We start from the raw sequence: 22,095 nt of genomic DNA, 5'->3' as shown, positions 1-22,095 counted from the left end.
CTAACTTTTCTCGCTTTGCCAGATAACTGTATATTTATACAGTCATGAAAGTCAAAGTAACCATCCTCCGCGAGGCGGGCGCACGCAGGTATCACCGTGGCCCGTTGCAGTACATCAAGGGTGAGCTGGACCTGAAGCACTACGCACTGCCTGATCAGCGCCGGACGATCCCTGTGCTGCGCATCCTTGGAGACAGCGCCAACAACCAGCTGTTCGAGCCCAAGCTGATCTATGCATGTGCGGGAAAGATGAAGTTCAGCGGACTGGAACGCTGCGACAGAGCATGGCACGCGCAGGAATGGTCCTGCGAGTTCGACTACTGACCACCCAGGAGGCCGCATGTTGCTCACATACGAGGAATTCCCCACGTTGCTCACGATGCCGCGCTGGTTCGGCACGCCCGAAGTCAAAGTCATGCCGGGCAAGCCGGAGGACTATTTCATCGAACAGCTGCATCCCGACTGGTTTCTTGTCTACGACTCGGACGGCGACATGGTCTACAGCGGTGTCGGCCCCGTGTCCGTGCAGCAGTCAAACGCCCCCTTCTGAGAGCTACCATGCAAAACCCCATTGAGCGCGGCGTAATCGCCAAGGTGTGTGGTGAAGAGATGTCGGCAGCACAACGCCTGTTGCCTGTGGCTGGGCGGGGCCAGCCACAACACATCACCTGTGAGATTGAAACGCTGCTTGCCGGCCGAGTGCGCATCACGTTTGAGTTGCAGCGCTATTCGCATGGCCGCAATCAATTCTGGCATTGGGTCGGGCGCGGCGCCGAGCAACTGGAACAGCCTGCTGGCTGAGCGCCATGGCTGATGGCATGACCTGGGGCGGCGCACCCACGGCGCCGGGCTGGTATGCGGTCGTGGTGGATTACGGCCGCCTGCCCTTCCCTGCTGCGCGGCGCTGGGACGGCGCCCTCTGGGATGACGAGCGCGGCATCAGGGCATTCGACGGACCGCACCACTCGGCCGACGCCGCCCTGGACTGGGCCATGGAGCGCTGCCCAGAGGATTGACAGGTTCGACTACTGCTTTTTCTGCACGCTAATGGATCCGTCGGCCTCCAGGAACATGCAGCGGATTTCTGATTCCTCGCAGTCTGCCTCGCGCAGCGCCTTCTCGATATCGTTGCGCGATACCCGGTGGCTTTTGCGCGCACCCTCGAAGATCGTTCCATCCCGCCCCAGCAGCACCGCCTCGCCCTCCAGCAGCTTTTCCGCCCCGCGCCAGCGCGCCGTCACGAAACCCACGGCCGTATTCAACGCAATGAGGATCACGCACACCAGCAGCCCTCCAGGCAGGGACTGATCAGACCCTGTCATTGAGGGCCCCGCCGCCTCGCTCACCAACATCACCACCAGCAGATCGAAAGGCGTGAACTGGCCCACGGTACGCCGCCCCGTCATGCGCATCATCAGCAGCAGCAGGACATAGACCGCCAGCGCACGCACGGACAACTCAAACGGATGGATGTCCAGGTTCCACATACCAACGCCCCTTCAATTCCGCCCCGCCCAGGGGCTACGCGCCGAAGCGCGCACTGAACACTTGAAGGCCTGCCTCAACTGCCGCAATGCCTGCTGCCGCCGCGCAGGCGTCTCGGCCGCCGTGCAATCGCTGGGCACCCAGACCTCGTAGCCCGACATGCGTGCATCCGTAGCCGTGAGCATGACGCACATATCCGCAGCAAACCCCACGATGACTAGCCTGCGCGCATGCATTCTGCCCAGCAGATGCAGGAGCGGCGTGGAATGAAAGGCCGAATGCTGGGGCTTGAGAATCACCAGATCCTCCGCATCGGGCGCAAGCAGCCGAGCGATCTCGCCACGCTCGCCAGCCAAACCCTGGCAGGCGGCCAGAATGTCGCTGAACTCGCTGTGCCAAGTGCCGTAGTTGTCGTTGGCGTAGATCGTAGCTACGCCCTTTTCACGAAGCCTGGCCTTGAGCCGCACAATGCGCCGGGCAGCCCGTACCGCTTCCTGCAGCAAAGGCCCGGCATTGGGAAACTGAAGCGGGTTGATGACATCCACCAGCAACAGCACCTCCGCGCTGTGAGGCACTTGCGTGGGTTCTAACCACCTCGGCCTAGGCATCACAGCATGGATTCGCGTTGCTGCTCCGCTCGAGATGCGCCGATGGCAGTTTCAACCTGCTTGACCTCTTCAGGGGGAGGCAGGACTGCTGGCATACCCAAGCTCTGGATCCACAACTCGCGGCACCAACCCTTGGTGTGATACAGGTGATGATCTTCATCCTTTTCCACTCGAGCGTGGGCCTCCTTGAGGACCTTGCCCTTTTCACCTGTAGCCACCTCGGCGACCTTGCCCAGAAGCTCCCAGTTGGCGTGGTCCTTGGTCTCAGCGTGAACCACGCACTCGCACGCCACGAGTTGCGCAGCGGCCGCACTACCACCCCTGAGAGCCAACTCCATCGCCTTCACCAGCGATGATCCTATGTGCTTCACAACATCACGGGAAGGCGAAGCTTCGTCCGGGTTGACTCCCAACAGTTCACATGTGGTTCGCACCACGTTCTGGTGACTGAGCGTCTCTTCGAGATACTCTTCCCATTCCTTTTTAAGGTCATCGTTCAGGGCACAGGTCAGAGCAGTTCTATACACCTGCTCACCTCCGAGTTCCGTTTCCATCATCTGCAGCAACAGATCTCTGAGTTGAGAATCGTCATATCGTGGTTTAGCCATTTGCCCACTCCGGTTTTCAGTTGCGGTCCGGCGATGGTCGGCCAACCTTGGCACTTTGCGCGTAAGCAGCAACTGAAGGGTATGTAGTGCTTCTCGAAAGTTACGTGTACGTCCAAGACCGTCAAATTATGATGGGCGGACGGCACAATGGCTGCATGAGATTCATCGTGCTACTGATCATCGCTGCAGCCCTGTTCTACGGAGCGTCTCGGATTTCCCACATACAGATCGGTGAACGCGCCACAGGCGGCTACGACGGCGCATCAATGACGCCGCAGCAACGCGTCATCCAGGCCGAAAAGGAAGCTCGAGAAGCGGCAGAAGCAGCGCGCGCCGCGGCGATGAGGCAAGCCGAGTAACACCAGCTGACCCGGCGTCTACGGCCTGACAGGCCGCGTGCATGCCATCAGCGCGGCAAGCAGCCGCACCTACCACGCCGCCTCGGTCATCGCGCTGCCGGCGTTGTAGGCTCGCTCACAGGCACTGCCCCGGCCCCGGGCATCGTCAGCAATGCGCGCCAGCTCTCCCGCTCGCGCATCAGCGCGGCGCTGCAGCTCGGCGAGCAGATCGAGGGCGCTGGTGTCTGGCGCGCACTGTCCGGCAGCGGCAAAATCTACCTCCTTAAGCTGACTAACTGGCCGAATCAGAATTGCTCGCAGGGCTCATCAGCCTAGCAATCGCACGCGTCAACTCAACCTCATCCTTGAGAGCTTGAGATAGTCTCTCAGCAAGCTCTGCGAGCACTACACGCACACTAGTCGCCACCTCCAGACAATGCTCATCAGTGCGTTCATGCAAACCATCACTTAGCGCTGAATGCAAAAGCAAGAGAGGATTAACCCCGTTAATCAATAGCGCTTGAGGCACCGCATCTTTTACATCTTTCAACGCCTGGGTAAATCTAGACTCTTTCTTAGCGGCCTCGAGTTTTTCAATAGCAGGCTCCGGAGAATTTAGTTTTCTGGAAACTTTTATTATCTCATCTAAAATTCTATTTTTCTGACTCTCAACAACTCTGCGATAATACACAAATGCCCCAACGCCAAGACCTTGATTCTCGCATCTGCGCCCCTTAAGAAAAAGATCTCTTTCAGGTCCAACTAATTTCATTAGTCGACTTGGCACTGACGGCCCAAAATTAGGTATCTCACCAAATTTGTAGGCTTTTCCGGCGGTCGAATTTCTATTCAAAACAATCCTGATTGAAAAAATCTTTTCAACGTCTCGGCAATTAGAGCAAACATAACGAACATATGCAAGTCGCGGCTCCGCGCTATCCATATTGATTTCACCATTGGTGCAACGAAAAAATCTATTACCATTGCAAGAATTGTGAGAACAATGCAGCTGAATATCTGGAGCTGAAAATCTATACCCAACGTGCTGTCCTGCAATGTTTTTTAGAGGCTTCCCTAGATCGGAGACATTCAACTCAGATCCTGGAGGAATGCTTTCGAGGAATTCGACAAATGGTGTAATCTCAGCATCCGCTGCAGACTGAATCGCTTTTACATCAACCAAGTTCACCTCCAAAGTATATATTTACCAGCAGAAATTCTCAATATTACAATCGATCGACTACAACCACCCGAATCCCTTTGCCATCAGGCCAATGACTGCCACAACAGCGGCGCCTCCAGCGATATACATTTCAGCCTTTGTAGGGGTGTGCATCAAGCGCTCTTCCACCTTAGCTATGTCTGGTTTCATAGCAGAGTGCTTCAAGAACTCCTCCATTCGCGTCAGAGTGTTCTTGATGACGGCGATGTCTCCGGCTACCGAGTCCATCTTGTCCTCCAATTTCTGAACCCGACGAGGAAGGTCTGACCCACCGCCGTCCGATGGCTGCGCGCCAAGAATCGGAGGCGGTGGCGGCGCTCCACCGCTAGATGCTCTTGGTGCAATCTCTCGCACTAGAGCAGCGATGTCGTTCATCAACGTCAAGTAGGCGGGCGCAACAAGACTGGCGTGAGCGGGGTCACTTATCAGTTGGCCCTGAGTTGCCCTTGCCATCTTCACCTTCCCCGCCAAGCTTTTTAGCTGCTGAGGTTGTGAGCCTTCCGGCTGCTTCTCAACTACGTCAATGATCCCCTGTAATTCCGGAGCATACAAGTCCAGCGAACTTGCAACTCGGAGAACAAGTTTGCGCAACACATTTGCATAAATGTTGACAACCTCCTCCAACTCCTGCCGGGGCACACCGAGGGCAGCGCCACGACTTCTAGCCTCTGACATTTGACCTTGAATGATCTCCTGAAGCATTGAAGCTTCCTTGAAAAGAAGCTGAGCTCGCTTGTCATCAACGCTGTCCGCATCAACCTCTTTCCCCCATCGGATGAGAAGGGCTCGGTAATTGGCCACGTTCTGGGCAAAGCTCTCAGTGGAGACTTGCTCAAGCGTCTCTTTCGACAGGTACTCGCTCGCCGCAGTCATTCCATCTCCGTACTTAGGTAATTTGGTGATCGTAGCGCACCGAGTTCAACGCGACGCCTTAGGCCATGCATTCCGCATCAGCGCGGCGTCAGCGGCGTGGCCATCAGCCGCGCGCGCGATGTCTGCACCGCGCTCTGCCATGCGTCCACCTCGGTCTGCCAGCTCTTGGAGTACGGCTGTGCAGGTTGAGGCGTACTGAGCGAGGGCGGGCTGGGCAGCTCCGGCAATGCGCTCGGGGAGGCCGGCAAAGTCGCCCCGCATGCCTGCAGTAGCAGTGCGCAGCTCGCGCAGGCTGCGGTCAAGATTCTGTTGAGCGGCCGCATTGCGCTGGCCTGTGGCCTGGAAGTTGGCGAGTGCATCTGTCAGTCCCTTCTGGAATCCGGCCATGTCGTGCGCGGCCTGCTTTGTGCTGGTCAATTCGGCGGTGGTCTGTTGATGCCGCAACTGCTCCAGCTGCAGGCCATAGCGCTGGCCCTGGGTCCACCAGGCTCCGCCAGCACCAATCGCAAGCGCTGCAGTGGCCGCAGCCAAATGAGTTGAAATTGGGCTGATCATTGCGAAGCCCTCGCCAACAGGCCATCGCTGAAATGCCCGCCCCTGCCCCACTGCGCACATAGCTCGCTCGTGGCATCGCGGCGATCAACAAGGCCTGGCAGCCAAGTGGGCACGCCGTTCACGGTGCCGTAGACCCATCGCGGCATCTGCTGGCATGCAGCATCGAGCTGGCCGGCGTTGGCCAAGCGCATGACCGTGGTGTCTGCGGCGAGTGCCGAGGGCACGTTGTAGGCCATGTCGATAAAGCTGGCCCGCACCCACACGTTGTAGGTGTCCCAGTGCCGCAGCGCGCGACGCGCCAAGCGCTCAGCCTCGCGGTATTTGGGACGCTCCAGGCGCTCGCAGTCCTCGGGACTGTAGTAGCGCCCCGCCACAACTTCGGGGCCTGTGACGCCCGCGCAGACGGTCAGCGGCTGCCCCTTGCCCAGGCGGTCGATGTAGGGCGTGCCGATGTGCCGGCCGCTGCTTTCGTAGTGCAGCCCGATCTCGCGGGCCAGGGTCACTGCAGGGCTGGGCCCGGCCTCCTGGGTGGCGACATATCCGCCAGCAGCCGTAACAGCCAAGCCGGCGGCCGTGGCCAAAAGGCGATTGCGCAAAGTCTCGTTCATCGGCCACCTCCGCCAATGGTCAGCGCCTTCCAGAAAGCCAAGCCAGCACTGGCCATCATCACGATGTATGTGATGGGCTTTGCCACCTTGCCGATCCAGTTCAGGACCTTGAAAGCCCCCTGCGCGGCAGCGAAAAACTCCACCATTTCGGCCGTGTTGACACGGACCTTTTCCGTGGCCTTGGTGTTCGCGCGCAGCTCTGCCTCAATGCGCGTCATGCGCGCGTCACCCTCGTCCAGCCGTGCATTGATGGTCCGCGCCGTGTTCGGAGTGATTGCGTTTCCGTAGTCGTCCTGCATGGGCACTCCTAGAGCGTGACCGCCAAAACAAAGGCCTCGTCCAGGGATTGGGGAGTGCCACCAAGCTGGGTCCACAGACCAGAGAGAAACGGGTTACCACGCTCCCAGGTGTCAGCCTCGTACTCTATTTCTGCCTCCCGCTTTTGCACCGGGTCCGTGATCGCGGCAATGGCCGTCTCGGCTTCATCGAGCATCCCGAATGCAAGGAGGGCAAGACGCCCCTGGCGTCGCGTGCAGGACTTCGGGATCAGCGCGGCTGCAGCCTCATCGCGTAGACGCTGCAACTCGGCCAACTCCTCTTCGGACAGAGGTACTACAGACCACTGCTGCCGCCAAACGCCATCGATTTCCACGGGCTCGATCTCGGCTGGCTTATGCGTGTCCGCGTCGTATGCGGGCGTGTCCGATGGCTCTACCAGCGCATAGCACTCCAAATGATGCGCCGCCATCGTGCGCGGGTGCAGTTCCTGGATCTGCGACACGCTCAGTGGGTATTGCCCGGTTTCAGTATTGATGTACATGTTGATCCTCAAATAACGCGGCCGAGCCTCGTGCCCGTTGCGAGCCAGGTGACGTATGCGCTGCCATCAACGTAATAGCCAGCGAGTGCGCCAGCAGATCCGTTGCCAGGCACACCAGCACCAGTGCCCCCGCTCGACGCAGCTGCGCCTGCTCCTCCAGCGACTCCAATGTCGCCGCCCGAGGCGCCGCTGCCGCCACTGGCCCAGGGCGGGGTATCTCCCGGAAATGTGGCGCCGTCATATGCGGAGTAAGAGCCGCCCCCAGGCGCTGGGCTCGTGTTCCGATTGATAAAGGTCACCGTGCCCGAGAGCGAGAAACCGGCCCCATTTCCACCTGAACCTCCAATGCCTACCCCGCTCGAACTTGCGTAGCTCCAACTTGCAGTACCGCCCACGCCACCATGCCCACCACCGCCGAAGATCGTGCCGTTGTTAGTGACCCGGATTCGGATGCGCGTGTATAGCCCGGTGCCGCCTACCCCACCATTTGATTGGACGCCACCAATTCGGCCGTTATTGATAATGTGCAGCGAGTCGTCGGGAATTCCAGATATCTGCAATGTCGCAACATCGACTCCAGAATTTATGACGAGCTCTATCTGACCACCAGTAGTCCACCCTGCAGCAGCGGCTAGAGCAGCGATATTCGGTGTGCGAACAGATAATGATATGGTCACACGAACGGGTCTTGCGCCAGAAGACATAAGCCACCGCGCACTCATGTGTGAACTCCTGCGTAGAATGCATCCCAATATGCAGGTCGCGTGCACACCAGTGTAATGGTGACGGTCTGTCCTGTGGTATAGCTTGGAAATGGCATGAGCCCTGATCCACTGCTGGGAAGGGCTACATTAGACGAGAACGTTATAGGCCTTACACCGCCTGCACTGGTTATCCTGAGTGTTACTTGATCTCCCAGTTGTCGCTGGGCATCCATATTAATTGCTATAGGCCCATTAATAGTGATTTGATGGATGCTAGCTTCAGACTGAAGAGGGGTGTAGCTTGCTGTACCGGCTGGAATGTTTACAACCTTGGTACGCTCCATGAAGGTAAATTCATCTAGAAATCTACGCCAGGCCTGCCAAACACCACCGACTTGGATTCGAAAATATTTAGGAGTCGCATCAGTCAGCCCCCAGGCAGACTGCGTTGCATAGTTTTCCTCATGCACGATTTGGTCGACGTACCACCAAGGAGACGCTGTAGATGGCGCATTAACCCAATCTCGCCCCGACCACACGCCATTTACAAGCGGCAGGGTGTTCATGTTTGCGCCAATGCCGGCATAAGTGATCTTTCGGCTCACTACTTCACTGGCGCGCGGCGCCTGGTTGCCAGTGGCACCCTGCGGGACCTCAATATGCCCTGTAAAGATCCCGCCCCCGCGCGGCATGAACGTCGCAGGCAAATCCCCAACGCCAGGCACCCACCTCAGGACGTTGCCACCCCACCAGAACCAACGATTGTTGAGATTGGGATCGGTGCCGACGTTGATATACATCGCGCCCAGCTTGATGGCCCCGCCCTGGTTGTCCGTGGTCGGCGGAACTGTCTTGGGGCCGAGCATGTACTGGTCAACCGCCTGCGCGCTGGCGGCTGCTGATGCTGCAGCGCTCTGGGCTTGATTCTTGAACGTCTCTGCCGATGAGGCCGCAGCCTGCGCAATCGCTTTCGCAGCCTCGGCCGCTGCAGCGGAATTTGCCGCCTGATTGCGGTAGCCCATCGCCGCGTCTGCTTGCTCCCGCGCAGCGATGGCGCAGGTTCGGCAGGCCACGGCAACCTCCCGCATGCGCGAGACGGCGGGCGGCACGCTGGTGGCGTAGTTGTATGCCTCCTGATTAAAATTGGCGCTGCCGAGCGCGGGATACTGCGAAATGGGCAGCAGGTCTGGGATGTTGACGATGTCGGTCATACGTTGCCTTTGATTTGCAGGTCCACCTGGGCCGAAGTCCAATCGGTTGAGCGCACGGTGCCGGTGACCTTCCCTACCGTGGCCAGGTGCCCGTAGCGCGGCAGGTCGCTAACCTCAATGGCCACGGCCTTGCCCAGGATCTGGTCCAGCAGCGTCTTGGCTGCAGGCGCCTGCACTGCGTCGATGACGCAACTCAGATTGATGTTGGTGGCCAGCCGCCCCTGGACCTCGGTGTAAGTGCCGTCCTTGCGGTCATCGACATAGGAGTAGTCGCGCGTGCTGGCTTCGACGCCGTACTGCGCGCCGCCCATGCGCTCGCGGCCAGGCAGCAAAAGCTGCTTCCAATTGCCCACGCTGATAAAGCCCACGGCCGCCTCCACCCCGGCGTTGTTTCGCGCCACGGTGATGGTGATTTCCATGCCCGGGTGAATGGGCAGATCCTTGAGGACGAAATATGTGCCGCGTTGCAGGTCGCCAAACAGGTATTCCCATTCGCCGAACGCCTGCTCCCACAGCTGCGCATTGACGGGCGGCACCAAGTCCACTCCATCAGCCCGGACGGTGATAGTCAGCTTGTCGGCCTCCAGGCCGTACAGGGCCAGGCCGTTGACGAAACCAGGCCGCAGCACATAGGTCAGCGAAGTGGCCCGGCGCGCTTTGGTGAAGAGGTACTTGTCGAACGGCGCCATGCGGTTGGTTGGTGCGCCCTCATCCCGCTCCCAGAATGTGGCGGCATTGGGCGTGCCCGGCTCGTAGGTGTTAGCGGGCGCACCGGCCACGGCCTTGACGCATTCGTACGTGTAGCCCTTCCAGACACGGCGCACGCCCAGCGCGACGTCAACGCCGCTGACCCAGGCAACCTCGCCAACGGCGGCATCGACCTCGGGAATGGTGGTGCCGGCCATGAACATTTCCGGCGTGATGGTCTTGGGCACAAGGATGTTCATGCGATTGCCTTCCCACGCATGGCGTTGCCGCCGTTGGTGACGCGGTCGAACTGTTCGGCCATCTCGGGCATTGGCGCTGTGTTGCGCGCAGTGGCCTCTGCAGGAGCACGCAGGCCCGCCACCTCGCCGCGCAGGGCGCTGACCTCCGCCAGCAGGGCGGCAATCAGAGCTGCGGTGTCAATGCCCTCACCGCCCCCGCGCATGGCTTGGCTGAGCTGATGCTGGTTCCAGTAGCGGGCCGGCCCGGTGGCCTCAACTTCCCAGCCGCGCTCGCCCACCACACGCAGGCCGCCCGCGTGCATGCCGCCGCTAGCGAATGCGGGGAGCTTGATGCCGGTGATGCGCTCGACTTCGGCCCAGTCCCGGGCATACAGCCCCGACAGCGCTTCCATGTCGGACAGCGTTGCACCAGCGCTTTGCATGGAGCGCATGAGCCCGGCCAGGTCGCCCGTGCCGTCATAGCTGTGGTACTTGTCAAACAGGCCATCCAGCTTGTTGACCGTACCCGGCTCAACCACGGGCTCATACCAGGTGCCACCAGAACCATCGCTGCGAGGCCGCAGATACTTGGAATCCACAGTGTCCGGCTGCCCGCCACCGCCTGGCCCCCAGACCGCGCCACCATCGTTGGCGCCGGCGCCCGGCTTGGTGCCGGGCGTGTTCGCCCCGGCATCCTTGCCCAAGGTGGCCAGCAGCTTCTCGAAATAGCCCTGCACCGTGCCGGTGAGCATGGTGGTGCCGTTGACCAGCTCGTCGGCGCGCTTGGCCAGGGCATCGAGGCCTTCTATCTGCGACTGCAGGGCCTTGAGGGACCGTTCCTCGATGCTCAGCTGCGATTCACCCAGCTCACCCAGCTCCGCGAACTTGCCCGCCCACACCAGGGCGTCACGGCGGCGCTCGAAGTCGGTGGCGTAGACACCGCCAGTCAGGCCTGAGCGCGTGGCCTGGATGGCCGAGCCCAGATCGGCGTAGTCAGAGACCTTGCGGCCCGCACGCACCCCCTGCAAGGCCTCCTCTATGTAGACCATGCCGCGCGCAGCCATCCACTGAGTGGCGCTGTCCACGGTGCCATAGAGATCCGTCGCAGCGCCCTTCAATTGCCCCACGGCCGCCGTGATGGCCGAGATGGATTCCTCCACGCTGCTCACGCGCTGCTGCAACAGTTCGCGGTCACGGTTCACGGCGCGGCTGAACAGGTCGTAGGCAGCCGATTGCGCTTCCTTGGCTGCCACCTGTGCGGCGCGTTCGTCCTCGATGGCCCAGATGCGCTCCTGCAGGGCGCGGTTGCTGGGGTCCAGCGCGGCCAGTTCCAGGCGGCGCAGTTCCGCCGTGTTGCCCTGCATCTCCAGCAGCTTGCGCTCCAGGTCGGTGCGCTGGTCCACGCGGGCGATCTCTTCGCGCAGCGCCTGGTTGTAGTCCCAGGCGGCGCGCTCGGCTTCGCTCATGCCCTCGGTGGCCAGCTTGCGCAGAGCCTCGCGGTACTTGTCGGTCTGGCCCGTGGCGCGCAGGTACTCGGCTTCCAGCTGCCGGCGGTCGCTCTTGAGCGTGTCCAGCACCTGGCCGGCAGCATCTGCAACGGCCCCGAATTCCTGGGCCAGCGGGATGAGCTTGGACAGCAGCTCCACGTCGCCGGCCGCCATGGCGTCCTCGATGAGCTTGCGAAATTTGGCCTTGGCGTCCTGGCCCATGCGCGGATCGATGTCGATCTTGAGGTCGGCCAGCGCCTTGTCCACGGCCTTGGCCGCGTTCTCGATGCGCTCCCGCTCTGAATAGAAGCTGGTGTAGAACGCATCCATGCCGGTGATCAGGTCCTGGACGCCCCCCGCGCTCTTGATGAGCTTGGCAATGGCTTCGTCACCCAACTTGCCGAAATTGGTGATGTTGCGGGTCCAGCCCTCAATGGCCGCGCCCGTCAACTCCACGGTCTGCATTGCAGCGTTGAAGCTCTCCAGCGTGATGTCTTCGCCCATGTCATCGAAGACATTGCGCATCCAGCTGGGGATATCGGCCTTTTTCAGCTGCTCGATCAGCGATCCGCCCATGTCGGCAATGAACTGGGCATAGGCCTTGGTGGGGTCCGTACCAAGCGCGCCATCGCGCTTGGTGTAGCTGCTCAGGACCTCGCCGGTCACCTTGTCGATCAGCTTGAAATAGCCGTAGGAATCCTCGTCGCCGTACTTCGGATTGGATGCGAAGCCCGCGACGATATCGATCTGCTTGGCACTGTCAACGGCATAGCGCGCGAGACGCTTATAGACATCGGACAGCGAATCAACGGTGGTGCCCAGTTGCTTCTCAAGATCGGCGTTGTGGCGCTTGGTCAGATCGTCATACCAGTCACCGCCAGCACGATCGAACAGCATCTCGGCTGCCTTGTCATTGCCCGCGCCCGTGGTGCTGTAGGCCGCGCCAACGTGGTTGGCACCACGCGAACCAAACAGGCCACCCTTGAGCAGCGAGAAAATGGCGATGGCACCCGCAATCCAGGGCATGGCAGCCCCCAGACCGCTCATCAAGGAGCCAAAGCTGCTGCCGACACCGGCCCAGCTGCCATTGCCAGCGATCAGTGCGCCAAGGGCATCGCCGCCGGCCAGGCCCACGGCATTGGCACCAGCAAGGCTGGCAGCCGAGGCACCAGGCATAAAGCCCCACATTGCCTGGGCACCTGCACCCAGCGTGCCCAGGTTGTTGAGCATGCCCATGCCAGCGCCGCCGCTCTGGCCAGCCGCAGCAGGTGCGCCAAACAAACTGCCCAGGGCACCGCCAGCGATCTGGACCGTTGCCTGAATCAGCGGCTTGAAAATGAGCGTGCGCGCAAGATTCTTGAGGTACTGGCCGAAGGAAAGTCCGCCCTGCATCAGCTGGTCAGCCAGGCTCTGCCCGATCTGATCCACACCCTTCTGCCACTCCGAGGTGCTGGCCTTGGCAGCCTCTGCAGAGGCTTCACGCGAGGCCTTCGCTGAGGTCAGGCCCAGACGCTCGCGCAGCAGCTCGATTTCCTGCTGGAGCAGCGCATGCTCCATAGTCATGGTGCCGGTGAGCGCAGCGGAGCGCTCCATCTCGGCCAGCTGCTGCTCCTTGCTCAGGATGATGGCCATCTGCCGCTGCTCGATGACCACGCGCTGCTGCTCGGCGCTCAGGCCGATCAGCTCGATCTCGTCGCGCAGCGCCTGGTTGCTGGCCGTCAGCTCCTCGACTGTCTTGCCCTGGGTGGTCATCCACTCCTGGCGGTACTTGCGCTCTTCCTCGGCCAGCTTCAGGGCCTTCTGCCTGGCCTCGTTTTCCTTCTCCAGCGTCTTGAGCGTCTTGAGCTTGGCTTCGATGTTGGCGCGCTCGCCGGCATTGAGCCCCTTGAGCGAGCCCAGCAGATCCTGCGAGTACTTGATGCGCAGCTTGTCGGCCTCGCCCAGCTTCTCCCCGCCGGAGATCTCCAGGCGCTGGGCGGCAATCTTTTCCTCGATGGAATCGACCAGGTTGCCATAGGCCGTGTGCAGCTGCTTGGTCGAGCTGGCACGGGCCTTGGCCGATTCGTCTTCCTTGTAGTTTTCCTTGGCCAGCTTGCTGACCAGCTCGACATAGGCAGCCTCTGTGATGCGGCCGGCCTGGCGCAGCTCGTTGAGTTTTTGCAGCTGCGGCAGGTAGTCCTTGTTGACGCCGTAGAGCTTCTGGCGGATCTCCAGCAGAGCCTGGTCAGCGTCCGCATCTTCCTGGGCCTTCTTGGCGGCAGCCTCTGCAGCGGTAGGCGGATTGACGGAGCCACGCCCGCCGCCAGCGCCCTTGCTGCTGGCGTTGAGCATGCCCAGCTCGGCGCGCAGCTTGGCGATCTGGTCCTTGCGTGCCTCGATGGTCTTGGCGATGTTGTCCGCGCCAGCCGTGCGGCCACCCGCCACGGCGCGCGCCATGGCGGCCTCGGAACGCTCGTTCTCGACGCGCAAGGTGGCAATCGCGTCCTCGATGCCCGCAGCCGTCTTGGCGTACATGCTGACCGCTGCCACGCCGGCACCCGCCACCACGCCAACACCCAGCAGCGCAAGCGTCACGGGATTTGCAGCCAGCACGGCCGCCAGCGTGACGATGGCCCCCTTGACCACGCCGATGGCCCCAGCCACGGCCACCAGGCCCGCCGCTGCGGCCGCGCCGCCTGCAGCACCCAGGAAGGTCATCACCACACCCTGGTGGTTCTCGACCATCTTGCCCAGCCCATCGATGGCGTCCGTGACCAGACGCACGCCGCCGGCTGCCTTCTCAGAGAACCCCGTGCTTTCGTTGATGGTGCGGAACAGTTCGTCCCAGGAGTCACCCAGGGCAGCAATGGCGCCGTCCAGGGTCTTGGCACGCTGCTCCATGGCACCGCCGAAGGCGGTGTTGCCGATGTTCTCCAGATAGTCGGTGATGTCCTTCGCCGAATTCTTCACGCGGGTGGTGACGCCCTGGAACGTGAACGCCACCATGTCGCCCTGCTTGGACGCCTTGATGCCGAATTCCTTCAGGCGCTCGAATTCGCCCGTGGCCGCATCGGCCACGGCCTCGATCATCTGCATGAGGCTCTTGCCCATGCCAGCGGCCGTATTGCCGAAACTGGTGAGCTTGGCCTGGGTGGGATCAAGGCCCAAGGCCTTCATCTTCACGAAAGCCTCGGTGGCCTGGGCCAGCCCATAGGGCGTGTCCTTGGCAAAGGTCTTGATCCAGGCCATCTCCCGGCCAGCGGCCTGGGCACTGCCCGTGACCGTGACCAGCGAGCTGTTGAGCACGTCGAATTCGCGCTGCACCGATACCAGCTTGCCGACGAACGCCGTGACCGACACGCCAGCAAACACGCCGCCGAGGAGCGTGCCCAGGCGCCCCAGCGAGCCGGCCATGCCATCGACCATGCCCGTGACGGTGCGCTTGGACTTCTCCACCTCGGCCTGCAGCTGCGAGCTGTCGCCCGTGATCAGGAACCGCAGGTAGTTGATGTTGCTGGAGCCGATCATGCAGCCCCCTGCAGGTCACTTCGGCGCGCGCCGGAACGAGCGCAGCATGTCGCCCAGGCCGCTGGACACACGCTGGCGTCGCTCCTCGGCCTGCTCAGGTGACTCATCGACACTGCCTGGCCGAGTGGCGCCAGGGTCCTTGGCAGCGTCCTTGGCGACCAGCCACGCGATGGACAGGTCGCAAAGCGTTTTGCCCTCCCAGGGCGTGAGCCGCACGCCGTGAATGGACTGCCATGCCACCAGCTGCTCGTAGCCGATGGGCGTTTCGCCCATGGGCGACTGCAGCGATGGCCCCAGGTCGAAGAACACTTCAAGGAGATAGCCGGCCGGGCCAGGGTCGGGCATGTCAGGCTCGCGGCCTTCTGCCTTGAATTCCTCGATGCGCGTGATCCTGGGTTCATCATCTTGCTGCTGGGTCTTTTTTCCGTTCTTGGGCTTGAGCGGGGCGTTCAGCCACGCCCATGTGCGCACGTAGAGGCTCAGTCCTTCGGCGCACTCTTGGAAAAATTTGCCCAGTCCGCCGCGAAGGCGTTTACCTGATCAGCTACCCAGCCGGCAGCAGGGTCCGCATACAGGGCCTGCATCCCTTCGCGCACGGGGCGGCCTTCCAGGTCCAGGCCTTCAACCGAGTGCGTGATGTCCGCCAGCAGCGCGGCGGTGTCGGCCGTGCGCTCCTCGGGCGTGCGCTCTTCCAGCGCGCGACGGTTCTTCTTGACCAGCGCCATGACGCGGCGCTGGGCGCCCAGCTGGGCCTTGCGGTAGGGCTCCGAACCGGGGCCGTACACATGGATCAGCACGGGCTGCTCCACAGCCCCAGCGCCTTTGGTGGGGTCCTTGAAGTACAGGGGTTCGCCGGCGGCATCCTTCAGGTGCAGGGCAGCGGTGTCGGCAACGCGGAGCTGGGAAAGCTTGAGCATGGTGGTGGCAATGAATGAAAGACAGAGGGGCATGCCACCCGGCCACAGCCGGGCAAGGCGGCGGCGAATTACTCGGGGATGAAGCTGGCCTGCACCGCCACGTTGGCGAGCACGTTGGCATCGGAGCGCGGGTTTTCCGTGCTGTTGTCGCTCCACTTTTCGAAGTCGAAGCCGGCCGCAGCCTGCGCGAACACGGGCTTGCCCGTGGCGCCCTGCAGCACGGTCTGGCTCGCGACGCCCACGATGGAGCCATTGGCGCCGGCCGTGTAGACCAGGGTGAAGGAAATGGCCGGGACTTCGATGATGTCGTTGTCGATTTCCAGCTGTGCCGTGTGCGCCGTGATGGAATCGACGCTGCCCACGTTGAGCTTGAAGCTCATGCACTGCGCCGTGAAGTAGTGGCTCGAACCGTCCTGCAGGCGGATGCAGTAGCTGTAGCTGTCGTCGGACATGGAGGCGGCCTTCAGCAGAACCTGGCCCTCGTCGTCCATGTCACGGGCCATGGGCACGGACAGGCTGCCATCGTTAAAGCTGCCTTTGCGCTTGACGATGCGGCGGGTTGCCAGGGGCGAATGCGTGGCCTGGTTGTATTCCCGGCCCAGTTCGGCCAGGTCGGTGATCTCAGCGATCTCTTTGAAGGCCAGGGCCTGGAAGCCGGCCGCATCGTAGGTTGTAGGGCGGGCGGCGCAGATCAGCAGCTTGCTGCCGGCCGAGGTACGAACGTTTTGGACTGCCATGGTCGTTTCCTTTCAGGGATGGGATGCCGGGCCGCGCGGAGCGCCCTCGGCGGTGAGGTATCGGCACAGCCACATGCCGCGCACGATGTAGATGGGCTGGGTAGCGGCGTCGTCCCACTGCCCCCGGATGCCGCGCAGGCGCGGTGGCGCAATCAGCAGGCCGGCCAGCACGCCGCCCGCAGCAGGCCCCATGCGCTCCTCGATCTGCGCATGCAGCTCCATGGCCTGCTCGCGCGCCTGGTCGCCTGTGGCAATGCTGGTGACATCGACCAGGAATTCCCGGTGCAGCGTGGCCAGGCCACCGCGCCCGCCCGAGAGGGGTTCGATGCCTTCGTCTGCCGCGCTGATATCAATGGCTGGCAGGGCACTTACCGGGTATGCGTTGCGACCTTCGACACGGACGCTGTCTCCAGCCAGGGTGGCCGCGAGCACAAGATCCACCCGCCAGGCGGCCAGGATCTGCTGTTGCATGTGCTGCGCCATGTCAGGCCTCCTCCAGCTGCAGCAGCAGCCAGCCGGACTCATCGGGCTGGGGCGGCTCGGCGATCCGGTAGGCGACCTGGTCGATCTCGATGGGCTCGCCCTGGGCGATGCCTGGCACCATGTCAGCGGGCAGCCGGCAGGCCAGGACGTAGGCACCCACCATCCCCAAGGCCTCGCGCGGGCCGCGCCGCAGGATGACGCCGAAGGGCTCGCCGCCCTGCCAGACAGCCACCGCATTGGCGTGGTGCCGCTGCTGGGCAGAGCGCACGCGCCCTGCCCGCTCGGCGCCTGGGATGAGGAGGAAAGTCATGCCAGTACCCGCTCCGCTTAGGCGACCGTGCCGATGACGCCGGGCAGGCAGACGGCGCCCTGCGTGGCCGCGCTGTCGGCCGCCTCGAAGGCGAACGCCGCCCCCGTCACGTCGCCGGCCGTGGCCGCGCCGCCAACGGCGAACGCGCCGGTTTCGACATCCCAGCGCAGGGGCTGGCCCTGCGTCCACGCGGTGCCTGCCGCCTTGGGCAGGACAAAGACGCCCACGCGCTCGGCGTTGTAGGGCTCGCCGACCTGGGCCGGGCCATTGGCTACGGCGAGGATGGCACCGATGGCCACGGCCTGGCCTGCTGCCACTGCGGCGGCAGCTGCCGGGACCTCGATGACGTGGCCGCGCTGTTGGTAGTTTTTCATGGGTTGAACTCCTGAAAGCGTGTGTGTGGATGGCGGCGCGCTCAGGCGCCGTTGCTCTTGGCCAGGCCGTGCCAGTCCAGGCACTTGGCGGCAAAGTCCAGGCTGGCGCGCAGCTTCACGCCGTCCACGTCTTCGCTGGAGAAGGTCTCGGTGCGCAGGCCTTCGTAGCCGTCCACGTAGGCGTACTCGACGGTGTCGATCTGGCCAGCGCGGGCCGCCAGGTAGAACGCAGTGGTGGACACGTCATCCAGCAGCGGCTCCACGATGGGCTCCAGCGCAGTGCGTCCGCCTGTACGGAACTCGTTGATGTCGCCAGCCTTGGTGGGCTGGTAGTTGGGGCTGGTGTACTGGTAGGCCAGGGTTTCCAGGTCGGAGGGGACCAGCAGGTAGGCCGGAGCGATGTTCAGCGTCTCCTCATCCCGGCCCTTTTGCTTGCGCATCAGCGTGCGCAGGCTGGACAGTGCTTCCAGCGAGAACTTGGACCCTGCGCCGGTCAGCAGGTTGTTGTGCTCGGCATCGAACAGCGGCTCGCCATCGGACATGTCCGGGTTATTGAGGATCTGGCCATAAACCAGACGGTTTTCCAGGCTCCGCGCTGCGGCGGCAAACTTGGTCCCTGTACGTGTCAGGGAGTCAAGATCGTCATTGACGATCATCTGGCGGGTGATCGCTAGCGAGCGGCCGAAAGTGAAGGCGCGGTAGCCCGTGACATCCTCGGACAGGCTGCCGTAGGTGTACTCGCCGTGCTCGTTGAGCTTCTTGAGCTCGACATCGCCGCCCACGCCGATGGCCTGGCGGATGCGGAAGTCCGGCAGGTTGGAGGCACGGCGCGCCCACAGTTGGTAGGTGCTGGGCGCCTCGTCATAGGCCGCCCGCAGCACGCGCTGGCCCACGCCACCGAGCAGCGCGGGGAAGTCGCCCGTGCCCAACATGCCGGAGCGCACGCGCAGCGCCACGTTGACGATCTCGGCGCGACTCATGCCCCGTGTCTTCTGGCCCAGGCCTTCGGCCACCTCGCGCGCCATCTCCACCAGCGACAGCGAGCGGTACTGGCGGCCGTTGTCGTCCAGCTGCGCGCCAGGGTCCAGGCGGTGCATGAGCGCGTTTTCGATGCCGCGCACGCGGGTTTCATGCTCATCGCTCACGGTGCGGATGGTGGTTGTGGGTCCGCTGGCGTTGGCCTGGCTGCGCTGGTCCAGCGCCGTCAGCACGGCGGCGCGGGCCTGGTCCATGGTGGACTGGTTGCGCAGCAGGTCGGCCTGCAGATCGGCCAGGTTGTGGCGCTGGCACAGCGCAACGATGTCGGCGGCGCGCTGGCCGTCGAACGCACCGGCAGGCGCGGGCTGCGGCGCACCCTCAGTCTGGCGGTTCTGCGGGACCTGAGAGACGTTGGTGGGCGCGGCGCCCTGGGGGGTGTTGGCGGTCTGGCCGCCTTCACCGGCTTGGTTTGCTTGGGGCATACGTTGGTGCTCCTGGGTGGTGGGTTGGGCGGCTGCCCGTTGAAAGAACTCGCACGGCATGCCGCCCTGGGGCGCTGCACCGGACGGGGCCTGGGAAGTGGGTGCGCTGCGCGTGCCAGCGTTGGGGTCGGCAGGCACGGTGACGAAAGAGATTTCCTGCGGAGTCCAGGCGACTGCGCGGTAGAGATCGACGTTGATGCCGTCCGTGCGGTCCTGGGCCCGGGTGATTTCGTAGCGCTGGACGCTGTAGCCAAAGCTGATGGCGCGGATGATCCCGGCGCGGATGTCGGCCACGATGCCGGCCAGCTCGGGACGCTGGCTCAGCCGGATCACGGCCCGGCCTTCACCACCTTCGATCCAGCCCCGTACAGCGATGCCAAGGATGGCGGCGACGCCGCCGTAGCTGCGGTGGCCGTCCAGCACCTGGACCGTGCCGGCATCGAAGCGGGCCATGTCCACGGCCTCAGGGGTGATCTGCAGGTCCTCGTCGTAGGGACGCTCGTTCCAATAGTCGTAGCGGCGCACCTTGGCGCCCGTGGTCCAGACCACCTCAACCGTGCCCTCGGCCTCGTTGTAGGTGTCAGGGACCAGGCTTGCGGCGCGCGTCTGCACCGGCAAATCGTGGATCTGGGGCGCGGAAGATTGGGCGTTGGCTTGTGGCATGGCGCTCAGTTTTCCGGTTTGACTGTCTCAAATCCCGGAAAACTGAGACGATTTCACTTCTGCCCCTGCCCCTCCATCTGGGCCACCAGATCGATGGGGTTCTGCGCACCCCACAGCGCGGCCAGCAGCGGCAGGATGCCGCGATCACGCAGCTGCACCAGGTCGCCCTCCAGCTCGCTGAAAACGGCCTCTGGGTCATAGCCCCGGCGCCGGATGACTTCGCTGATGCTCTGCATGCCGCCCTTGACGGCGCTCAGGTCGCTGGCCACGTCCTGCACGGGGTTCGGGCTGGCCCAGCGGGGCGTGCTCCAGTCCGGCGCCTGCACGTTGGCCGGCACCGTGGCCACCAGATCCACGGCCGCCAGGAACCACCGCGCAATGGGCGTGCACAGGCGCGGCACGGTGACGCGCCACTGCTCGGATTCGACCTCGGCCCGGAACTGGTTCATGCTCATGCGCGAGGTGCTGAAGTTCACCTCCGTCAGGTCGCCCGTCATCAGCTCGTAGGGGCAGCGATAGCCTGCGGCCACCTCCTTCCAGCCCCCTTTCATGTAGTCGCCAAAGCCCGGCACGGCCTTGGGCTCGATGAAGGTGGGATTGGTCATCCCCGGCGGGAGGCCCACGATGCCGCCGCCAGCGAGGTCGCCCAGGTCCATCAGGCCGGGCTTTTGCCCCCCGGCCTCTTCGGGCAGCGGCGGCGGCATGCCTCCGGCCCCTTCCATCTCGGCCAGCACCCCCATGCGCGATTCGAGCTGCTTGCGCTGCAGCTCAGAGTCACCGTATGTATGCAGGTCGCGCACCTTGGCAATGATGGGCGCCAGGCGCGTGATGCCGTCCTGCTGGCCGGGGCGCTCGGAGTCGAAGAAGTGGATGATTTCATCGGCCGGCACACGCTGGCTGGTGCCGCTGCGCCCCACGGTCCACATGCCGGCATCGCCCGGGTGGCGGTCGAACAGGTAGTAGGCCAAGCGCTGCCCGCGCTTGTCGTACTCGATGCCCCGAATGATCTCCCGCCCGCCGGCCAGCACGCCGTTGCGCTCCACGTCCAGGAAATCGATCTCCAGCAGCTGCAGCTTGAGCGGCACCGTGGAGCCCATGCGCTGGATGTGCTTGCGGATGAGCACGGCGCCGTCCACGTCGCGCGTGCGCTCGGCCTTGTACTGCAGGCCGTAGAAGTCCAGCAGGCCGTCGTAGTCGGCATGGGGCACCCATTCGCGCCAGCGCTTGGCCAGGCCCTCGTCGGCCCAAACAGGCACGATGCCCTGGCCCACGCGCATGGCGAGCACGGCATTGATGGCGCGCACGATGTTCGGCACGTTCTGGGCAAGTGAGCGCGCACGCATGCGCAGTTCGCGCGCATCGGCGGCGTGGTCTGCCGTGGGGCTGGCCCCCGAGCGCTTGACGCGCCAGCCATCGGCGCGGCTGGCGCCCTCGTAGGCGCGCACCAGCATTTCCCGGGCGACCTGGCGGCGCACGCCCTGCGCGGGCGAGAAATAGCCGACAACACGGTCAACCAGCGTGGGGGAGGCCCTGCGGGCTACGGTACGGCGCTGCATGATCAACGGTCCCGCAGGCCGGCGAAGCGAAACCGCGCCACCAGGGCGCGTGGCTGGCCGGTTCCAGCCACGGCCGCGATCTGCGTGTGCAGATCCCGGCGCGCGCCCATCATCTCGTCCAGGCTGCGATAGGTGACCGAGGCGCCATCCTCGGTCGTGATGGTGCGCTCGCCACTGTGGATGGCGGCATTGAGGCGCGCGAGGCGCATCTGGAGGTCTTGGAGCGTGCTCATATGCCGCACGCTACCGGGGCAACTGTCTCATTTCCCGGAAACCTGAGACGGTTTCAGCCGGGCTGCTTCAGGTGCCGGTACACCGTGGCACGGCTGATGCCCAGCGTGCGCGCCACGGCCGTGGCATTGCGCCCATTCCACAGCCGCAGCACCTGCCGACGCTCCTCGGCCTTGTCCACCGAGGACCTGGCAGGGATGTATGCATCCTGGCCGGCGAACTCCCGGCGCAGCTGAAGCTGGACACGCTCCATGGCGGCAGGGCTGCCGCGCAGCTCGGGCAGCAGCTCAACAAGATAGTCAAACATGCGATCCACCAGATCGGGCGCGAAATCCGCCTCTGGCATGGCGGAACTCTTGGCCGCATCGGGGGCCATGTGGGGTGCTGGGGCGTTGATCTTTGGGGTCATGGGG

27 protein-coding genes and 1 pseudogene are annotated in these 22,095 nt (G+C 63.3%); 5 read left to right on the top strand and 23 right to left on the bottom strand.

Features of this window, described 5'->3' with window-relative positions:
* Positions 1 to 44: 44 nt before the first annotated feature.
* From LGR64_RS07125 to LGR64_RS07110, 4 genes are read left to right on the top strand one after another with little or no spacing between them, the layout of a single operon-like run.
* Positions 45 to 323: a hypothetical protein gene (locus tag LGR64_RS07125; RefSeq protein WP_230355152.1), complete on the top strand. Its 279-nt coding sequence runs from the start codon at positions 45 to 47 to the stop codon at positions 321 to 323.
* Between the two features lie 16 nt (positions 324 to 339).
* On the top strand, positions 340 to 549 hold the full coding sequence (locus tag LGR64_RS07120; protein ID WP_141831188.1) for a hypothetical protein: 210 nt from the start codon (positions 340 to 342) through the stop codon (positions 547 to 549).
* A gap of 8 nt (positions 550 to 557) precedes the next feature.
* On the top strand, positions 558 to 800 hold the full coding sequence (locus tag LGR64_RS07115) for a hypothetical protein (protein WP_230355151.1): 243 nt from the start codon (positions 558 to 560) through the stop codon (positions 798 to 800).
* A 5-nt stretch (positions 801 to 805) separates the two neighbouring features.
* Positions 806 to 1,015, top strand: a complete 210-nt coding sequence (locus tag LGR64_RS07110) for a hypothetical protein (RefSeq protein WP_013802140.1) — start codon at positions 806 to 808, stop codon at positions 1,013 to 1,015.
* A gap of 9 nt (positions 1,016 to 1,024) precedes the next feature.
* Here the strand turns inward: LGR64_RS07110 and LGR64_RS07105 are convergent, their stop codons facing one another.
* Genes LGR64_RS07105 through LGR64_RS07095 form a run of 3 tightly spaced genes read right to left on the bottom strand, consistent with a single transcriptional unit; the run spans position 1,025 to position 2,700 of the window.
* Entirely contained in the window at positions 1,025 to 1,486 is a 462-nt protein-coding gene (locus tag LGR64_RS07105; RefSeq protein WP_013802139.1) for a DUF421 domain-containing protein, read from the bottom strand.
* Positions 1,487 to 1,498: 12 nt separating this feature from the next.
* Positions 1,499 to 2,092 (bottom strand): cysteine hydrolase family protein, encoded by a 594-nt coding sequence (locus LGR64_RS07100; RefSeq protein WP_141831184.1) that lies wholly within the window; start codon positions 2,090 to 2,092, stop codon positions 1,499 to 1,501.
* On the bottom strand, positions 2,092 to 2,700 hold the full coding sequence (locus LGR64_RS07095) for a hypothetical protein (RefSeq protein ID WP_141831182.1): 609 nt from the start codon (positions 2,698 to 2,700) through the stop codon (positions 2,092 to 2,094). Before LGR64_RS07095 ends, LGR64_RS07100 begins: the two co-directional genes overlap by 1 nt.
* A 155-nt stretch (positions 2,701 to 2,855) precedes the next feature.
* Here LGR64_RS07095 and LGR64_RS07090 point away from each other — a divergent pair, with 155 nt between their 5' ends.
* Positions 2,856 to 3,059: a hypothetical protein gene (locus LGR64_RS07090; protein WP_017406852.1), complete on the top strand. Its 204-nt coding sequence runs from the start codon at positions 2,856 to 2,858 to the stop codon at positions 3,057 to 3,059.
* Between the two features lie 69 nt (positions 3,060 to 3,128).
* Here the strand turns inward: LGR64_RS07090 and LGR64_RS07085 are convergent.
* The 20 genes and pseudogenes from LGR64_RS07085 to LGR64_RS06990 form a co-directional block, all read right to left on the bottom strand.
* Positions 3,129 to 3,308: pseudogene (locus LGR64_RS07085) on the bottom strand (DUF2514 family protein); the annotation flags it as partial.
* A 22-nt stretch (positions 3,309 to 3,330) separates the two neighbouring features.
* Complete coding sequence (locus tag LGR64_RS07080; RefSeq protein WP_230355150.1) at positions 3,331 to 4,221, bottom strand: hypothetical protein; 891 nt, start codon at positions 4,219 to 4,221, stop codon at positions 3,331 to 3,333.
* A 57-nt stretch (positions 4,222 to 4,278) separates the two neighbouring features.
* Positions 4,279 to 5,133, bottom strand: a complete 855-nt coding sequence (locus LGR64_RS07075) for a hypothetical protein (RefSeq protein WP_230355149.1) — start codon at positions 5,131 to 5,133, stop codon at positions 4,279 to 4,281.
* Between the two features lie 45 nt (positions 5,134 to 5,178).
* A complete protein-coding gene (locus tag LGR64_RS07070; RefSeq protein ID WP_230355148.1) occupies positions 5,179 to 5,688 on the bottom strand; it encodes a hypothetical protein in 510 nt (169 codons plus the stop codon).
* Positions 5,685 to 6,296, bottom strand: coding sequence for a lysozyme (locus LGR64_RS07065; RefSeq protein ID WP_230355147.1), 612 nt, complete (start codon positions 6,294 to 6,296; stop codon positions 5,685 to 5,687). The genes LGR64_RS07070 and LGR64_RS07065 overlap by 4 nt, the downstream gene beginning before the upstream one ends.
* On the bottom strand, positions 6,293 to 6,595 hold the full coding sequence (locus tag LGR64_RS07060; protein WP_230355146.1) for a hypothetical protein: 303 nt from the start codon (positions 6,593 to 6,595) through the stop codon (positions 6,293 to 6,295). The genes LGR64_RS07065 and LGR64_RS07060 overlap by 4 nt, the downstream gene beginning before the upstream one ends.
* An 8-nt stretch (positions 6,596 to 6,603) precedes the next feature.
* Positions 6,604 to 7,116: a hypothetical protein gene (locus LGR64_RS07055; protein ID WP_230355145.1), complete on the bottom strand. Its 513-nt coding sequence runs from the start codon at positions 7,114 to 7,116 to the stop codon at positions 6,604 to 6,606.
* A gap of 718 nt (positions 7,117 to 7,834) precedes the next feature.
* Entirely contained in the window at positions 7,835 to 9,031 is a 1,197-nt protein-coding gene (locus LGR64_RS07050) for a hypothetical protein (RefSeq protein WP_230355144.1), read from the bottom strand.
* The gene (locus tag LGR64_RS07045; RefSeq protein ID WP_230355143.1) at positions 9,028 to 9,978 is read right to left on the bottom strand and encodes a hypothetical protein; all 951 of its coding nucleotides are present in this window, start codon (positions 9,976 to 9,978) and stop codon (positions 9,028 to 9,030) included. The genes LGR64_RS07050 and LGR64_RS07045 overlap by 4 nt, the downstream gene beginning before the upstream one ends.
* Positions 9,975 to 14,951 carry a tape measure protein gene (locus LGR64_RS07040; RefSeq protein ID WP_230355142.1) on the bottom strand — a complete coding sequence of 1,659 codons (4,977 nt, stop codon included), beginning with the start codon at positions 14,949 to 14,951 and terminating at the stop codon, positions 9,975 to 9,977. The genes LGR64_RS07045 and LGR64_RS07040 overlap by 4 nt, the downstream gene beginning before the upstream one ends.
* A 15-nt stretch (positions 14,952 to 14,966) precedes the next feature.
* A complete protein-coding gene (locus tag LGR64_RS07035; RefSeq protein ID WP_034392011.1) occupies positions 14,967 to 15,422 on the bottom strand; it encodes a phage tail assembly chaperone in 456 nt (151 codons plus the stop codon).
* Between the two features lie 8 nt (positions 15,423 to 15,430).
* Complete coding sequence (locus tag LGR64_RS07030) at positions 15,431 to 15,868, bottom strand: hypothetical protein (RefSeq protein WP_230355141.1); 438 nt, start codon at positions 15,866 to 15,868, stop codon at positions 15,431 to 15,433.
* Positions 15,869 to 15,936: 68 nt separating this feature from the next.
* Complete coding sequence (locus tag LGR64_RS07025) at positions 15,937 to 16,605, bottom strand: InlB B-repeat-containing protein (protein ID WP_230355140.1); 669 nt, start codon at positions 16,603 to 16,605, stop codon at positions 15,937 to 15,939.
* 12 nt (positions 16,606 to 16,617) lie between these two features.
* Positions 16,618 to 17,088, bottom strand: coding sequence for a hypothetical protein (locus LGR64_RS07020; protein WP_213757786.1), 471 nt, complete (start codon positions 17,086 to 17,088; stop codon positions 16,618 to 16,620).
* 1 nt (position 17,089) lies between these two features.
* Positions 17,090 to 17,398 (bottom strand): head-tail joining protein, encoded by a 309-nt coding sequence (locus LGR64_RS07015; protein WP_230355139.1) that lies wholly within the window; start codon positions 17,396 to 17,398, stop codon positions 17,090 to 17,092.
* A gap of 17 nt (positions 17,399 to 17,415) precedes the next feature.
* A complete protein-coding gene (locus LGR64_RS07010) occupies positions 17,416 to 17,772 on the bottom strand; it encodes a DUF2190 family protein (protein WP_012206481.1) in 357 nt (118 codons plus the stop codon).
* Positions 17,773 to 17,813: 41 nt separating this feature from the next.
* On the bottom strand, positions 17,814 to 19,895 hold the full coding sequence (locus tag LGR64_RS07005) for a prohead protease/major capsid protein fusion protein (protein ID WP_230355138.1): 2,082 nt from the start codon (positions 19,893 to 19,895) through the stop codon (positions 17,814 to 17,816).
* A gap of 53 nt (positions 19,896 to 19,948) precedes the next feature.
* Positions 19,949 to 21,451 (bottom strand): phage portal protein, encoded by a 1,503-nt coding sequence (locus tag LGR64_RS07000; RefSeq protein WP_230355137.1) that lies wholly within the window; start codon positions 21,449 to 21,451, stop codon positions 19,949 to 19,951.
* A 2-nt stretch (positions 21,452 to 21,453) separates the two neighbouring features.
* Positions 21,454 to 21,684: a phage head-tail joining protein gene (locus tag LGR64_RS06995; protein WP_097202184.1), complete on the bottom strand. Its 231-nt coding sequence runs from the start codon at positions 21,682 to 21,684 to the stop codon at positions 21,454 to 21,456.
* 53 nt (positions 21,685 to 21,737) lie between these two features.
* On the bottom strand, positions 21,738 to 22,091 hold the full coding sequence (locus tag LGR64_RS06990; RefSeq protein ID WP_197943846.1) for a Mor transcription activator family protein: 354 nt from the start codon (positions 22,089 to 22,091) through the stop codon (positions 21,738 to 21,740).
* Positions 22,092 to 22,095: the final 4 nt, after the last annotated feature.

The organism is Delftia sp. Lp-1 (assembly GCF_020523835.1).
Taxonomy (GTDB): Bacteria; Pseudomonadota; Gammaproteobacteria; order Burkholderiales; family Burkholderiaceae_C; genus Comamonas; species Comamonas acidovorans.
This window is presented reverse-complemented; position numbering and strand designations above follow the sequence as displayed.

Excerpts from the sequence above, each read along its gene's own strand:
- LGR64_RS07125 (WP_230355152.1), top strand. The coding sequence starts at position 45 with ATGAAAGTCAAAGTAACCATCCTCCGCGAGGCGGGCGCACGCAGGTAT.
- LGR64_RS07120 (WP_141831188.1), top strand. The coding sequence starts at position 340 with ATGTTGCTCACATACGAGGAATTCCCCACGTTGCTCACGATGCCGCGC.
- LGR64_RS07115 (WP_230355151.1), top strand. The coding sequence starts at position 558 with ATGCAAAACCCCATTGAGCGCGGCGTAATCGCCAAGGTGTGTGGTGAA.
- LGR64_RS07110 (WP_013802140.1), top strand. The coding sequence starts at position 806 with ATGGCTGATGGCATGACCTGGGGCGGCGCACCCACGGCGCCGGGCTGG.
- LGR64_RS07105 (WP_013802139.1), bottom strand. The coding sequence starts at position 1,486 with ATGTGGAACCTGGACATCCATCCGTTTGAGTTGTCCGTGCGTGCGCTG.
- LGR64_RS07100 (WP_141831184.1), bottom strand. The coding sequence starts at position 2,092 with ATGCCTAGGCCGAGGTGGTTAGAACCCACGCAAGTGCCTCACAGCGCG.
- LGR64_RS07095 (WP_141831182.1), bottom strand. The coding sequence starts at position 2,700 with ATGGCTAAACCACGATATGACGATTCTCAACTCAGAGATCTGTTGCTG.
- LGR64_RS07090 (WP_017406852.1), top strand. The coding sequence starts at position 2,856 with ATGAGATTCATCGTGCTACTGATCATCGCTGCAGCCCTGTTCTACGGA.
- LGR64_RS07075 (WP_230355149.1), bottom strand. The coding sequence starts at position 5,133 with ATGACTGCGGCGAGCGAGTACCTGTCGAAAGAGACGCTTGAGCAAGTC.
- LGR64_RS07070 (WP_230355148.1), bottom strand. The coding sequence starts at position 5,688 with ATGATCAGCCCAATTTCAACTCATTTGGCTGCGGCCACTGCAGCGCTT.
- LGR64_RS07065 (WP_230355147.1), bottom strand. The coding sequence starts at position 6,296 with ATGAACGAGACTTTGCGCAATCGCCTTTTGGCCACGGCCGCCGGCTTG.
- LGR64_RS07060 (WP_230355146.1), bottom strand. The coding sequence starts at position 6,595 with ATGCAGGACGACTACGGAAACGCAATCACTCCGAACACGGCGCGGACC.
- LGR64_RS07055 (WP_230355145.1), bottom strand. The coding sequence starts at position 7,116 with ATGTACATCAATACTGAAACCGGGCAATACCCACTGAGCGTGTCGCAG.
- LGR64_RS07050 (WP_230355144.1), bottom strand. The coding sequence starts at position 9,031 with ATGACCGACATCGTCAACATCCCAGACCTGCTGCCCATTTCGCAGTAT.
- LGR64_RS07045 (WP_230355143.1), bottom strand. The coding sequence starts at position 9,978 with ATGAACATCCTTGTGCCCAAGACCATCACGCCGGAAATGTTCATGGCC.
- LGR64_RS07040 (WP_230355142.1), bottom strand. The coding sequence starts at position 14,951 with ATGATCGGCTCCAGCAACATCAACTACCTGCGGTTCCTGATCACGGGC.
- LGR64_RS07030 (WP_230355141.1), bottom strand. The coding sequence starts at position 15,868 with ATGCTCAAGCTTTCCCAGCTCCGCGTTGCCGACACCGCTGCCCTGCAC.
- LGR64_RS07025 (WP_230355140.1), bottom strand. The coding sequence starts at position 16,605 with ATGGCAGTCCAAAACGTTCGTACCTCGGCCGGCAGCAAGCTGCTGATC.
- LGR64_RS07020 (WP_213757786.1), bottom strand. The coding sequence starts at position 17,088 with ATGGCGCAGCACATGCAACAGCAGATCCTGGCCGCCTGGCGGGTGGAT.
- LGR64_RS07015 (WP_230355139.1), bottom strand. The coding sequence starts at position 17,398 with ATGACTTTCCTCCTCATCCCAGGCGCCGAGCGGGCAGGGCGCGTGCGC.
- LGR64_RS07010 (WP_012206481.1), bottom strand. The coding sequence starts at position 17,772 with ATGAAAAACTACCAACAGCGCGGCCACGTCATCGAGGTCCCGGCAGCT.
- LGR64_RS07005 (WP_230355138.1), bottom strand. The coding sequence starts at position 19,895 with ATGCCACAAGCCAACGCCCAATCTTCCGCGCCCCAGATCCACGATTTG.
- LGR64_RS07000 (WP_230355137.1), bottom strand. The coding sequence starts at position 21,451 with ATGCAGCGCCGTACCGTAGCCCGCAGGGCCTCCCCCACGCTGGTTGAC.
- LGR64_RS06995 (WP_097202184.1), bottom strand. The coding sequence starts at position 21,684 with ATGAGCACGCTCCAAGACCTCCAGATGCGCCTCGCGCGCCTCAATGCC.
- LGR64_RS06990 (WP_197943846.1), bottom strand. The coding sequence starts at position 22,091 with ATGACCCCAAAGATCAACGCCCCAGCACCCCACATGGCCCCCGATGCG.